We start from the raw sequence: 14,624 nt of genomic DNA on the forward strand, positions 1-14,624 counted from the left end.
AGGTCTTACCATGAAGAAATTTGTTGAAAAAGATGTCGCAGAAAACCCGCTGTACCATGATACCTGGAAACTGTTGAAAAAATACCGCGATGTGGTGTGGAGCCTGGAAATTTCTGTCCAGCATGTGCGTTCCAAGTTTGAGATCGAATACGGCACATCCATCGAGGAATTTCTGGATTCCATCTATCTGGCCGGCGCCGATCTGAATGGGAGCGATATTGAACACCATGCTAAGTGCATTGAGCGCAGCCACAAAATGCTGAAACTTTTGGATTCAGCAGTCGAATTGCTTCGTACCCGCCACAAGAACGGCGAGGCCTATTACTGGCTGCTTTACTACTCCTTCCTCTCCCCGCAGCAACTCAAAAATGTGGAGGAGATCATCGAGAATTTGCGTCCGCATATCCGGGACATCTCATTCCGTACTTACTACCGCAGGCGCAGGGAAGCCATTGACGCACTCAGTTCCGTACTATGGGGGTACACCTCCAAAGACAGTTTGGATATGCTGGAACAGTTCTTTCCAGCGCCAAAACCAGATGAAAAGGCCAAGGGCAAATAATTGGCAGAATACGGGAATGAAATTGGCGCATTCCTGCCCTTGAGCCGTAAATCCTGGTGTGCTAAACTGAATATGCTCAAACTTGCACCCAAAACTGAATGCAGGCAGTGAACGGCACCTTTTTCAAGGTGCTTTTTTGCTGCCCTAATGACCGGCCGATTGGGGAGGGAGCCCGCATCTATTACAAGAGCTGCGGGCTCCTCTTTTGTTTGAGTCCCGCATATTACATTTGGATTGGAGGTCCGAAAATTGAAAAAACGCAAGATTCCTCACCAAAAGCGAAACGGCGATACCAGCCCTCCGCGCCGTTTTTCCATTGGCAGAATCGCTTATATGGCGTTTCTGTGTCCCACCGTCTCATTGATGTTCAGCCAGCCGGCCTTTGCCGCAACCGATGTTTGGACAAAGGCCACAGAAATCATGCAGGATGTCTACACGCAGATCCTCGCTATCTCCACGATTGCGGCCATTGTGACCGCTTCGGTAGCATTGCTGCTCATGAATTTCTCCCGTTCTGGTAAAACGGTGGATGAAAGCAGAGCTTGGCTCAAACGAATTGTTATCACCTGGGCCATCTTAAACAGTCTGGGCTTTATCATGTCCTATATCGTCCCCTTCTTTGAGGGTGGTCAGTGGGCAGGTTGATCGGCATCACATTGATACCCGACGAAAGGAGGCATGACCTATGGGTATTCTGGACGGCATTGTTGAATGGATTGCAGAGCAGGTCATGGCGGGCCTTGACTTGATAACCACCTCGGTTTTGGGGGCACTGGGCTGCGATATGGCGGTATTTCTGCGCTACTTTCCCGCGGCCGAAACGATGTACAGCGTTTTTGTGGCACTGGGCATCGGTATCATTCTCCTTAACTGGGTGTGGCAGCTGTTCAAGAACTTTGGCCTGGGAGCCGGTATTGAAGCGGAAGACCCGCTCAAATTGAGCATCCGGTCCGTCATTTTTATTCTTTTAGCGTTCTTCTCCAATGAGATTGTCAGCATGATCCTGACCATCGGCGGCACACCGTATAACTGGATTATGGATTCGGAGCTGCCGGCACTCAGTTTTGCGGATTTCAATTCTGTCATGCTGGTCATCATCGGGGTGTGCGCCAATGGGGCTGTGGCCCTTATCACTCTGATTTTAGTCATCATTCTGGCGTGGAACTACCTGAAGTTGCTGCTGGAAGCGGCAGAGCGATATGTATTGCTCGGCGTGCTGGTCTATACGGCTCCAGTAGCCTTTTCCATGGGGGCAAGCCAGACAACATCAAACATCTGGAAATCCTGGTGCCGGATGCTGGGCGGTCAGATTTTTCTTCTGCTGATGAACGCCTGGTGCCTGCGCCTGTTCACGAGCATGGTTGGTTCGTTTATCTCCAACCCGCTCTCTTTGTAAGGAGGGCCATTTTGAAAAGACTCAAGAAAATTTTGTTCCTTGCGCTGATGGTCGCAGCTCTCTCCTGTCTGTTCTGCCAGCCTGCTTTCGCTATTTCGGAGGAAGAAGTCCAGGCACAAGTGGACGCCGTAGGCAAAGAAGCCGTTTCGGGGAATGTGCTGATCTGGTTTATGTGCGCAATCGGATTTCTTAAAGTATCACAGAAGATCGATTCTTTTATGGCAAGTCTGGGCGTCAATGTCGGCCATACCGGAGGCAGTATGCTGGCGGAGGCTATGATTGCGGCCAGGGGATTCAGCGGATTTAAGAGCTTTGCCAGCAATCACTTTGCGGGAGGCCGCAGCAGTCATTCCTCCCATGTCCGTGCAAACGGTGGCGGAAAAGGCGGTGCTGGATTCGGCGCTGGTTTTGCCAGCGGTGGCTTGGCCGGCGTGATTAAAAGGAATGTTACCAATAATGCGGTCAAAACGGCCACAACGCCCCCGGATGCCAAGCCCTCCGGATTAAGTGGGCTGGTCGGCGGCGCTGCAGGCGGCATCGGTGGACATATCTACGCCTCCTCCGTAAGCAAAGGAGGCAATTTTGCCAACAATGTCATAGGATCGGTTGCTACCGGGAGTATCACCCAGATGGGAACTATGACCGGGGATAAAGCTGTAGAAGCTCTGCATTCCTACATGGGTCATGCGGCATTGGAGCCCGGGGCCGAGAATATTCCCACTTATCAGAATGTGGAGATTGGCGGCGGCCGCATTACCGGCACAGAAGTCACTCCGGAGCATCCAGAAGGCATCGCTTTTGGTATGTATCATGCAGACCAGTATGTGGCGCCGGAAGGCCAATACACAACCGTTCACGCTGTAGATGGTACTGCCTGGTATAAGCAGTATGCCGCGGATGCGGTTGAAAAATCCCCCTATATGGCACCGGACGGCTCGATTGCCTATCACGAATCCATCGTGAAGAAACTGCCGCCTACTCCCAAAAGAAAGGACAAACTCTAATGGCTGAAGAACAAAAAAACAGCTCCGCCGAAACAGTAGATGCTGCGGCCTCTGCCGCACATACGGTCAAAGGCGCTATCAAAGCTGGCAAGGCCATCTCTGGAGCAGCGAAAGGCGCTGCCGCCGCCGGCCCCTATGGGGCTGTGGCTGGGGCCGTCTGGGCCGGCCGAAAGCACATCGGCAAAATCATTGCCGTCATTGCCATTCTGCTTTTGCTGCCTGTCCTTTTCCTCCTGATGCTGCCCGGCCTGATTTTTGGAGGGCTGGTCAATGCCTTTTCACCAGCTGATCCTGACACGCCTATCCTCAACAGCGAAACCGCCATCGTAGAAAACGCCAACGACATTACCTTTGCCATCAACGCCATTCTGGGTGAGGCGCTGGATGATGTGATGGCCCGTATCGAAGTGGACTTTGCCTCTTCTGGCGCCGACAAAATGGAGGTCAAAAACCCCTATTCTTCCGGCCTGGTCTACAACGCCAACCTCATCGTTTCACAGTATTGCGCTGCCCGGGATGAAGACTTTGAGAGCATTTCGCTGGATGACCTGTCCACTGTCCTGCGGGAGAACAAAGAGCATCTATACTCTTATACCAGTGTGCGGGAGAGCCGTGAGGTCACATCCGAAGATCCGGAGACCGGTGAGGAAACCATCTCCACCGAGATCTGGATGATCTATACCATTCGCTACAACGGCGAGTCTTATCTTGCCGACCATGTTTTCGCGCTTACGGATGAGCAGAAAGAACTGGCGTCCGATTATGCCTCTAACCTAAGTCTCTTTTTAGGCGACGGCCTGCTGCAAAATGTGGACGAGTGGACAGGGAACAGTATCCCCTCCCTTGGAGATGTAACCTTTACCGACGGCGGGACCCCGGTTGTTTATTACAATCAGCTGGATGAACGCTATGCCAGTCAACCCTATGGCACCGATAACATCGGCGGCTATGGGTGCGGGCCCACCGCCATGGCAATCGTGGTTTCCTCCCTCACGGACGATATGGTAGACCCGGTGGAAATGGCAAAGTGGTCATATGACAATGGCTATTGGTGCAAAAGCAGCGGCTCTTATCACGCATTGATCCCTGCTGCTGCGGAGGAATGGGGCCTTCCGGTATCCGGCTGCACGACTTCCGAGCCCCAGCGGATTCTGGACGCTCTCGCAGATGGCAAGCTGGTCGTGGCAATTATGTCCGAAGGCCATTTTACCTCATCCGGCCACTTCATTGTTCTCCGTGGCGTAAAAGACGGCCAGATCATGGTGGCTGACCCGGCCAGTTACAAGCGAAGCGGGCAGTTGTGGGATCTGTCCATCATCTTAAATGAAGCAAGCCGCCGTGCGGCAGCAGGCGGTCCTTTCTGGATTATTGGCTGACCGCACCGCACCCCGGCATCAGAAACGAGGTAATACATGAGCAACAAGAATGACCATGATATTTATATCATACCGCCGAACTTCATAGAAACAGGCACTTTTTTTGGCGGTATGTTCCGTGCGCGGAATGTGATTGAAGCCGGCATCCTGGCACTTGCCATTGGGACGCCGGTTTTTTTGTGCCTTCCATTTGGGCTGACCGCCCGCATTATTGCTTTATGCCTGACTGCGCTCCCGGTGGCATTGGTTGCCCTCATTGGCATTTCAGGGGAAAGTCTCTCGCAGTTTCTGATCACTTTTCTGAAATACCTGCGGAATCGCCGCGTTGTCGGCGGTGACGGTGAACAGCCCTGTGAAAAAACGGCTCCCTCCAAATCAGCCGGCAAGCATCTCAAACAGAAGCCTCCAAAGGAGAGAAAGCCCAAGGCGCCGAAGCGCCGGCGGTCTGGTGAAGCAGATTTCCCCGCTGAGTTTGATGAAGTCCGCGGATATGAAATCCGTGAAAAGCTCCGGCCCAAGAAAAATGCTAAAAAGGATCGTCCTGCCAAGGGCAATAAGGCAAAAAAGAACGCAAAAAAGCGCCATGAAAAGGAACGCCTGCCCAAACGCCCCGCCCGTGTCAAGGAGCAGAAGCCCGCCTGCCTCAATCCAGTGGCGGATTATCTGCCCATTGAGAAAGTGGAGAACGGCATTATCTATACCAAAGACCATCGCTTTGTCAAGGTGGTCGAAGTTGTCCCCATCAACTTTATGCTGCGCAGCGCCCGGGAACAGAGGAATATCATCTACTCCTTCGTTTCGTACCTGAAGATCTCGCCCATCAAGCTCCAAATCAAGGTTCTGACCCGCCGTGCGGACATCAACCGCCACCTGGACACGGTGCGCCAGGAGATGGCCCATGAGGAAAACGAGCAGTGCCGCTTGATGCAGGAGGATTACCTGAACTTTGTGCAGCAGGTCGGCTCCCGGGAAGCTGTGACCCGGCGGTTTTTCCTGATTTTCGAGTATGAGCCCTGGGCCAATACCCGGCGCTCCGAACAGGAAGATGAGGCAATCCAATCTCTCCAAAGTGCTGTCCACACGGCATCCAATTACCTGCGTCAATGCGGCAACGAGGTCGTTGTCCACGAAAACGAGGACGAATTTACCGTAGATGTTTTCTATAATTTGTTGTGCCGAAATGAAAGTGCGGTCAAGCCCCTGTCGGTACGGGCACAGGAAATTGTGGCACAGTATCTCGACAAGGGGCGGGAGGGCGAGATTGACCGCATCCCGGCGGCTGAATTTGCTGCTCCCAAAAGCATCGACTTCACCCATGGACGGTATCTCTGCATAGACGGGCTGTACTATACTTATCTGCTCGTCCCATCAGATGGTTACAAAACACAGGTGCCCGCGGGCTGGCTGAGTTTGATCGTCAATGCCGGTGATGGCATTGACCTCGATATGTTTCTTTCACGCCAACCCAAAGAGCGCATTATTCAGCGGGTCGGCCAGCAGCTCCGCATCAACCGGTCAAAAATCAAGGATGCCAGCGACACGAACACGGACTTCGATGATATAGACGGCGCTATTCGGAGCGGCTATTTTCTGAAGGAGGGCCTTGCGAATAACGAAGATTTCTATTATCTCAACTTGTTGATTACTGTGACTGCCCCTTCTGTGGAGGACCTGGAGTGGAAGGCCAGCGAAATAAAAAAGCTCCTGCTTTCGCAGGATATGGATGTCTGCAACTGCCATTTTCGGGAGGAGCAGGCATTTTGTTCTGCCCTCCCGCTGGTTTCCATGGAAAAGGGACTGTTCGAGCGTGGTAAGCGCAACCTGTTGACTGGAGGCGCGGCCAGCTGCTATCCGTTCACTTCGTTTGAGATGTGCGATGACAATGGAATCCTTCTGGGGGTCAACAAATATAACAGTTCCCTCATCATCGTGGATATTTTCAACTCTGCGATTTACAAGAACGCCAATATGGCGATCCTGGGTACCAGCGGCGCAGGCAAGACCTTTACGATGCAGCTCATGGCGTTAAGAATGAGGCGGAAAAACATTCCCGTTTTCATCATTGCACCGTTGAAGGGGCACGAATTCCACCGTGCCTGTGCCAATGTAGGCGGGGAGTTTATCCAGATTTCCCCGGCCAGCCCGCACTGCATCAATGTGATGGAGATCCGCAAGGTGGATCGGTCGGTCAGTGAGCTTCTGGACGGGCCGGGAATCCAGCTCTCCGAACTGGCCGCCAAAATCCAGCAACTCCACATATTTTTCAGTCTGTTGATCCCTGATATGTCTCACGAGGAACGACAGCTGTTGGATGAGGCTCTGATCCGCACCTACAATTCCAAAGGTATCACTCATGACAACGCCTCATTGGAAGACCCGGCCAATCCGGGCTACTACCGGGAGATGCCGGTGCTGGGCGATTTATATGAGATTTTGAAGGCCGCCCCGGAAACCACTCGCATGGCCCATATCCTCAACCGTCTGGTGAATGGCTCCGCCAGTACCTTTAACAAGCAGACCAATGTGCGGCTGGATAATAAGTACACCGTACTGGATATTTCCTCGCTTACTGGTGATTTGCTGACTGTGGGGATGTTCGTGGCCCTTGATTTCGTTTGGGACCGCGCCAAAGCTGACCGCACCGAGGAAAAAGCCATTTTTATTGACGAGTGCTGGCAGCTTCTTTCCGGCGCAGGCGCCACGGGTACCAGGCTGGCCGGTGATTTCGTTTTGGAAATTTTCAAGACGATTCGCGGCTTCGGTGGATCAGCGATCTGCGCCAGCCAGGACCTTAACGACTTTTTCAATCTGGACGAAGGCCGTTTCGGGAAAGGCATCATCAACAACAGCAAGACTAAGATCATTCTCAATCTGGAGGATGACGAAGCGGAGCGTGTCCAGGAAACCCTCCATCTCTCTGACGCAGAAACGATGGAGGTCACACACTTTGAGCGCGGCAGCGGTCTGATCTCCACCAATAACAACAATATCATGGTGGAGTTCAAGGCCAGTCCATTGGAAAAAGATCTCATAACCACAGACCGCAGGGAACTGCGGGAGCTTTTGGAGCGCAAGCGCCAAGAACAAGCTGATTCCGCTTAAAAGGCATTTTCTCTGGGAGGTGCGGAAGCGCCTCCCTTTATTGCGCGGAGTAGTGTAAAGAACATGGTTGGATGCTTTACCAACAGACGGCGGGGCAGTACCGTCCTCCGCAACCATTTAGAATTTTATATGAGGTGAGTCCAATGTATTCGACAATAAAGTAATCAAACAATGAATTTAGAGGTGATATAAAGCGAGTTTAAGAGTTTCTTTAAGCAAGTTGGAGGCAATGAAGGCGACAAATGCAAATATAACACCCGTTTAGATACTTACGGCTGCGGCTGTCAACACAACTGTAACTACTGCTATGCCCGTTCATTGCTTCATTTTCGTGGATTATGGGATGCGGCGCATCCTCGTGTTGCAGACATTGAAAAGGTCCGGCGGAAAATCCGCAGTCTCCCATCCGGAAGCATCATCAGGCTTGGAGGCATGACAGACTGTTTTCAGCCCTGTGAACTCCAGTACCACACTACCTACCAGACCATCCAGGAGATGAATCTATGCAGGGTAAGCTATCTCATCGTCACGAAGTCTGCACTTCCCGCTGCCCCGGAGTATTTAGAGATCTTGGACAAGGAACTGGCCCATATTCAAATTACCGTGACCTGCCTGGACGATGCACAAACCGCCCAATTTGAAAAGGCCAGTCCTCCCAGCCAGCGCATCCGCGCAATTCAGGCTCTGCAAGCGGAAGGGTATGATGTGGCAATCCGATTAAGCCCCATCATCGAGGAATACATGGATTTCGACAAGCTGAATGATTTGGGAATTGAGCGGTGTGTGGTTGAATTTCTGCGCGTCAATTCGTGGATTAAGCAGTGGTTTCGGGGTGTTGATTTCTCTAAATATACCGTGCGGCAGGGAGGCTACCATCATCTTCCTTTGAAAGAAAAGCAGCGGATCGTGGAAAAAATCCATATTCCGCAGAAGACAATCTGTGAAGATGTAACGGAACACTATCAATTCTGGAGGGATTTTGTAAATCCCAATAAAGAGGATTGCTGTAATCTCCGGAAAACGCATCATTGACAGTTCCAATACGCCTATAAGACGCCTTTTTTTCCTACTATTCTCGAAAAACGCCGGATTGACGCTCTAATGGCGTCTTTCCACAATTCCTATTTAACAATGCGCTTTGAAGGCGTCTGATTGGCGCCTTTAATAAAGGAGGTGAGCCCCATGAAGACCAGGGCTGAAATCTATGGGAACGAGGCTACGGACTTGCTACGGATCGTGACGATGTACCCCGGCCTCTGTGAACACCAGCTTCTTTGTTTTCACCCTGGCAAAGAAGATACTACAAAGGCCCTGCTCTCTCATTTGGAGAGGCAGGGCCGCATTTTTCAAACAGACGGCGGTGGTTATTTCCTGGCAGGGCAAACACCAAAAACTGACCATGCGCTTGTCCGGGCAGTGTGGGTCCTGCTGGACTTCATCCGGCAGGTAGATTACCACGCTCCGGCTGATTTTCCCGTTAAACTCGTGTTTTTTGCCGACGGTGAATTATATGAGATTGCTTATATTGCCGCCGGGCAGGAGGCACTTGTCTGCCATGCTCTGCGGGGCAACAAAGGGGGAAGCCGCCGTATCATGCTGGTCGATACTCCGGCGCAAATCGCCCAAATCGACTGTCCGGGCATATCCGGATTTTGTACTGTAGACGAGGAAGGCCAGACAAATTATTTCAAGAAAGCAGGAGGCACATGATTGGATCGAAAACTAATATCCCACCGCATTGGAAGCATTCTCGACGATATATCCCGTCTGAGTAATGCGCTGTACGCGCTGGACACCACTGACATCCAGCGTTACCCCGACAACTATGAAACACTTTCCATAGATGCCGCTTTACGGGCAGAGCGGATTGCCTGCCGGCTGCGGCATCTGATTTATTCCAGCACAACCATCCGCAAAGGTGACTATCTCAAATCCGCCGGTGCAACGCACGGCATCACTGTCAACTGCGAGGACAGGGTGCTGGAGGTGACGCTGCCCTGTTTGCTGCCAAAGCGCAAACAGCGGCAAAGCGATGAGTTCCTGTTGGACCCGCTCTATTTTGTCCTTGATCAATACGCAAGAGAACACCCACTTCCGTATTACCGCGATTGCGTTGTCTGTTTCGCCCAGGTCTATGACCGGGCACTTCCCGACAGGCGGATACGCGATTACGATAATTTATCGGAAAAGCAATTACTGGATCTTCTCTCTTCCTTTGTGATGGCTGATGATACCGGCCTGTTGTGCGATGCCTATAACACGGCCGAACTGGGCGACCAGGATTGCACAAAAATCTATATCATGGAGAAGCAGCGTTTTCCGCAATGGCTGACGGAGCATAAAACGAGTCTACAATCCATCTCGGATTTTTGACCATTTTGGGCCTTCTCCGGCCCGACATCCAGCGAAGCGGCTGAAACGCCCGATTTTCCGGGCTTTTTCCCCTCATGGGGAGGCCCATTTTTACCGAAGTCCTCAGTCATTACGGTAAAAATCCTGTGCTTTCAAGGGAGGTGACTACTTGGGAAAAGCACCAACTATTTTCCACAGCCGGATACGCTTCCGTTCCGGCTTTTATCGCTGACCGCTATTTCGGGAGAGTTCCCCACCAGCCAGCTCAACCGCCTTCCCGCCAGCCCTTACTACTTGGAGGCGGTCGTGACTGCGCTCAAAAAGGCCGGACTGCTGCGCACCTACTACCGGGATCGGCTCCGGGGCTATCGGCTGGGGATCAAAGCCAAGTCAGCTCTGCTGGACGGATGGCCCGAGCGTTTTACATTCTGCCTTACAGGAGACGCAGAAACCAACCGGCTCAAAAGCGAAGCAAACCGGAGGTTTCGGCTCCACCGCCTCGCGGAAACCTATATTACTATGGGCAATGCCGGGGTATTGCTCTACCCGGATGAAAAGCCGAAGGTCTTTGCCCAGACCGGTTTTGGCGGCGAAACTGTAACATATCCCGCGTTTTACAGTTCACGCGAAGTCAAGGAGTTGGGGGCTGATGCCACCCAGATCCGAAGCTCCCGCTTCGCAGGGGTGCTGCTGGTCCCCACCGGCATCTTTGTGACCTACAATAGCGGGAGCGCTCTGATGAAGTGGCGCTACAAATCCGAACTGCGGGTAAAAACACTCCTCTGGAACATTCTATGCCAGCAGCGTCTGGCCCAGCAGTACCGTGTCGAACAGGTACATGGACTGGTATTGGGGGACAGCATGGACCTGGCCTACCAGATACTCACCAGTACCGGTGGGGCCAAGCATGACTACTTCATGCTGGACGGCAGCTACGACCACTTTTATTTCCTAACCAATGACCATCAGGGGGAGGTGATACTGGCGTTACTGTGTGACCCTGTGAAAACCGCGGAACTTGACCGCATTCTGTCACAGGGCCTCTACGCCGGCAATCCCGGCAGGGCCATGGAGCAGGATGCCGCAGAGCCGGATGGAACGCCGGTGCTGTTCGGTTACTTCTGCGATCTGCCGCGGATCGTGCGTTTCAACACCGCCCTCGAACTGATGGAACGCCCCGGTACGCTGATCTGCTTTGATTTTCAAGCAGATGTGCTGCGCCGCTATTGCAGTGACCGGGTACACCTGCAAACCATTGACTTTACAAAATTCGAGGGGAGGTTGTTCCCATAAACAAAAAGAAACTAATCATAGGCCTGGCAGCAGCGCCGGCCGCCGTATTTGCGATTCTATACGCAGGCGGTTTCCTGGCACAGCTGTTTGGCAATTACGCGGCGTGGAAACAGGGCGGCGGCATCCCCGGAGACGGAACTTCTCCGGCGATGGCGTCGCCTGATTTTTTTACCTGTCTGGCCTCCGTGTTTCATCCACCCTATGGAGTGTACGGTGTCCTGATCTGCATCGGCCTGTTGGCAATTTTGCTGCTCATGGTCATGCGCATGGGCTACAGCGATACCGGCGAATATGATACTGACCGGAATTTCATTTACTCGGCCAAGGGCACTTACGGTACTTCCGGCTGGATGAGCCGCAAGGAGATGGCCGGTGTGTTGGATCTGGTGCCTGACCTGCGCAAGCATAAAGGCGTTGTACTGGGAATGCTGGACAACAAGGCTGTCTGTATTCCCGAAAATCCCCATATCAACGGCAATCTGGCTGTGTATGGCTCCAGCGGCAGCATGAAAACCCGGTCCTTTTGCATGAATCGTATCCTTCAGGCGGCGGTCCGCGGAGAATCCCTGATTATTTCAGATCCGAAAAGTGAGCTCTACGAAAAATCCAGCGAGTATCTGCGGGATCAGGGGTACTGTGTCAAGGTGTTCAATTTGGTCAATCCGGAAAACTCGGACAGTTGGAACTGCCTTTCCGAAGTGGAGGGGCAGGAACTGATGGCGCAGCTTTTTGTAGATGTCATCATTAAGAACACCATCAACAACGGCAAGGGTGACCATTTCTGGGATTCCTGTGAGATGAACTTGCTGAAGGCCCTCGTCCTCTATGTGGACCAGAGTTATGCTGAACAAAACCGCAATATCGGAGAGGTGTACCGGCTGCTGACTTTAAGCGGCGAGTCCGATTTGGACAGCCTGTTTGAGAACTTGCCGCCCACCCATCCGGCCAAAGCGCCATACAGCTTGTATAAGCAGGCCAGCGATACAGTTCGTAGCGGCGTCATCATCGGCCTCGGCTCCCGTCTGCAGGTGTTCCAGTCGGAACTCATCAAGAAAATCACCACCCGGGATGAAATTGACTTGGAGCTGCCCGGCCAAGAGCGGTGCGCCTACTTCCTTGTTACCAGCGACCAGGACAGCACCTTTGACTTTCTGGCAAGCCTGTTCCTGTCCTTCTGCTTCATCAAGCTGGTGCGGTATGCAGACAAGAACTGCGAAGGAGGCAAACTGCCGGTACCGGTGCATGTCCTGGGTGAAGAATTAACAGCCTGCGGCACCATTCCAGACCTCTCCCGCCGGTTAAGCGTCATTCGTTCAAGAAATATCTCTATGAGCTGTGTGTTTCAGAACTTGGCGGGCTTGCAGAATCGGTATCCTCTCAATCTCTGGCAGGAAATTCTGGGCAACTGCGACGCGCAGTTGTTCCTGGGCTGCACAGATGAATTGACGGCGGAGTTTATTTCTTCCCGCACGGGACTGGCTTCTGTGTCGGTATCCAGCAAATCCAAGCAGCTGGGTACCTGGCGTATCTCCAACTACACGCCGGAATACCGGGAAACCTCTGGTGTCGGCAAGCGTCCTGTCCTCACCCCGGACGAAGTTCTGCGGCTCCCTATCAAGCAGGCGCTGGTCATCATCCGGGGGCAAAAAGTTCTCAAGGTAGACAAAATGGACTATTCCAAACATCCGGAGGCATCCAAGCTCCGTTCCTGCAAGGCATCCGCCCATATCCCCGAATGGCGCAGGCTGGAACAGGAGCAACCGAAACCCTCTGCGGCGCAGCCAAAGCCGCAGGCTCCCGCGCCTAAAAAGCCAGTGAAGAAAAAGCCGAAGGCGGCCAGCACATCTACCAACACCAAGCAGACCGCAGCCGTTCCTACCGCAGAGGCTCCGAATGGCATCATCACGACAGATAAGGACTCGATCCTTTCTTAATACAAAACATAGGAGGTTAATTTTATGGCAACCAAGAAAAAAGTATTGCTGGAGCAGGAAACTCCTGTTCCTGAAAACACCGCCCCCGCGGACGGTACCATTTCTTCCGCCGGCCCCCCGGCTGATGCGGCGGCGCCGCCTGACAGTGACGATTTGAGTGCGCTGCTGGCCTCTATGGGTCAGACCAATGACAGCGCCTCTACGGATCAACCTGATGGCGACGCCACTTTGGAAGGCTCTGACCCTCCCCTTGAGTTTATGGAAACGGAGGCGTCTGATGAAGCTGCCCCCGAGGGTGACGGCACGGCCTCTGGCGCCCCTTCCGATTCGGATGAGCCTGCCGGATCGGCGGCCGGTGAGGAAGAGACTCCTTCCAATTTGTCTGCTGAAGGTGCAGATGACACCCCGGCGGAGACGGTTTCCGAAACTGCTGGGGAGCCGGCTCCCCCCAAGCCCAAGCGGGCACCCCGGCGGAAAAAGGCGGCGCCTGTGGAAGCTCCCGTACATGGCGAGAATGAGGACTCTGCGGAGGCTCCGGCTGCTGAAGAGCAGGCTGTGGAATCTTCCGCCTCTGTTGAGAATACGGCGCCGCCTGATGAGGGAGAAACACCCATTTCAGAGGATACCGCTCCCCAAGAGGAGGCGCCGGTAGATACTGCGTCTGCTCTGCGCCGGACCGCCGTAACACACCGCAGTGACACCTCTATCCTGACCATCCGCAGTCGTGAAGAGGTGGAAACACAGGAAGACCGCGAGGATGTCATTTGGCACGAGATCCACAACGCCTACCGCACCCGCCGCATCCTCACAGGTCAGCTGGGCGGCATTGAGCAGCTGGACAACCGCAAAACTGTGGCCGTAGTGGATTACAAGGGATTCCGCATCATTATCCCCATCAAGGAGATGATGATCAATCTGGGCCGCAGCCCTTCCGGCCAGGAGTATGCCGACCTGATGCTGCGTCAAAACAAGATTTTGGGGAATATGCTGGGGGCGGACATTGACTTTGTGGTACGCGGCATCGACTCCAAGACCCGCAGCGTTGTCGCAAGCCGCCGTGAAGCTATGATGCGGAAGCGCCAGACCTTTTATTTCGATTTGGACGCCGAGGGGAAGTACCGCATCTACGAGGGGCGTATTGTTCAGGCCCGGGTCATCGCTGTTGCGGAGAAGGTCATCCGCGTCGAGGTATTCGGCGTTGAAACCTCAATTCTGGCCCGTGATTTGGCTTGGGACTGGATCGGCGATGCCCACGAGCGTTTCTCCGTGGGCGATGAAGTGCTGGTCCGCATTCTCAATGTGCGGCGCAACAGCCTTGAAGACCTCGGAATCCGTGCCGACATCAAGAGCACATCTGAAAATACCGACCGGGACAATCTCCAGAAGTGCCGAATCCAGGGTAAATACGCCGGAAAAGTGACCGATGTACACAAGGGTGTGGTTTATGTCCGGCTTGCCAATGGCGTCAATGCGGTAGCTCATTCCTGTTATGACTACCGGATGCCCGGAAAGAAGGATGATGTATCCTTTGCCGTCACCCATTTGGATGTGGAGCGCGGCATCGCTCTTGGAATCATCACCCGGATCATCCGGCAGAATCTGTAA

11 protein-coding genes and 1 pseudogene are annotated in these 14,624 nt (G+C 53.3%); all 12 read left to right on the forward strand.

What is annotated here, in order from left to right; translation table 11 throughout:
• The first annotated feature begins 10 nt into the window (after positions 1-10).
• The 12 genes and pseudogenes from ACI6NM_RS09495 (at position 11) to ACI6NM_RS09550 (ending at position 14,624) form a co-directional block, all read left to right on the forward strand.
• The gene (locus ACI6NM_RS09495) at positions 11-562 is read left to right on the forward strand and encodes a hypothetical protein (protein ID WP_009258068.1); all 552 of its coding nucleotides are present in this window, start codon (positions 11-13) and stop codon (positions 560-562) included.
• Positions 563-895: 333 nt separating this feature from the next.
• Entirely contained in the window at positions 896-1,207 is a 312-nt protein-coding gene (locus tag ACI6NM_RS09500; protein WP_227123557.1) for a fimbrial protein, read from the forward strand.
• A gap of 40 nt (positions 1,208-1,247) precedes the next feature.
• The gene (locus ACI6NM_RS09505) at positions 1,248-1,958 is read left to right on the forward strand and encodes a hypothetical protein (protein ID WP_009258066.1); all 711 of its coding nucleotides are present in this window, start codon (positions 1,248-1,250) and stop codon (positions 1,956-1,958) included.
• 11 nt (positions 1,959-1,969) lie between these two features.
• Entirely contained in the window at positions 1,970-2,962 is a 993-nt protein-coding gene (locus ACI6NM_RS09510; RefSeq protein ID WP_009258065.1) for a hypothetical protein, read from the forward strand.
• Entirely contained in the window at positions 2,962-4,338 is a 1,377-nt protein-coding gene (locus ACI6NM_RS09515; protein WP_071698952.1) for a C39 family peptidase, read from the forward strand. The genes ACI6NM_RS09510 and ACI6NM_RS09515 overlap by 1 nt, the downstream gene beginning before the upstream one ends.
• A 36-nt stretch (positions 4,339-4,374) precedes the next feature.
• Positions 4,375-7,440, forward strand: a complete 3,066-nt coding sequence (locus ACI6NM_RS09520) for a VirB4 family type IV secretion system protein (protein WP_071698951.1) — start codon at positions 4,375-4,377, stop codon at positions 7,438-7,440.
• 285 nt (positions 7,441-7,725) lie between these two features.
• Positions 7,726-8,472: pseudogene (locus tag ACI6NM_RS09525) on the forward strand (SPL family radical SAM protein); the annotation flags it as partial.
• Between the two features lie 150 nt (positions 8,473-8,622).
• Complete coding sequence (locus ACI6NM_RS09530) at positions 8,623-9,150, forward strand: DUF5697 family protein (protein ID WP_009258061.1); 528 nt, start codon at positions 8,623-8,625, stop codon at positions 9,148-9,150.
• On the forward strand, positions 9,151-9,813 hold the full coding sequence (locus ACI6NM_RS09535; RefSeq protein WP_009258060.1) for a DUF6100 family protein: 663 nt from the start codon (positions 9,151-9,153) through the stop codon (positions 9,811-9,813).
• A gap of 285 nt (positions 9,814-10,098) precedes the next feature.
• Positions 10,099-11,085: a hypothetical protein gene (locus tag ACI6NM_RS09540; protein WP_009258059.1), complete on the forward strand. Its 987-nt coding sequence runs from the start codon at positions 10,099-10,101 to the stop codon at positions 11,083-11,085.
• A gap of 23 nt (positions 11,086-11,108) precedes the next feature.
• Positions 11,109-13,019 (forward strand): VirD4-like conjugal transfer protein, CD1115 family, encoded by a 1,911-nt coding sequence (locus tag ACI6NM_RS09545; RefSeq protein ID WP_049893279.1) that lies wholly within the window; start codon positions 11,109-11,111, stop codon positions 13,017-13,019.
• Between the two features lie 24 nt (positions 13,020-13,043).
• Complete coding sequence (locus ACI6NM_RS09550; RefSeq protein ID WP_009258057.1) at positions 13,044-14,624, forward strand: S1 RNA-binding domain-containing protein; 1,581 nt, start codon at positions 13,044-13,046, stop codon at positions 14,622-14,624.

It is taken from the genome of Pilosibacter sp. YYHA0881 (genome assembly GCF_051602715.1).
GTDB lineage: Bacteria > Bacillota > Clostridia > Lachnospirales > Lachnospiraceae > Alitiscatomonas > Alitiscatomonas aceti.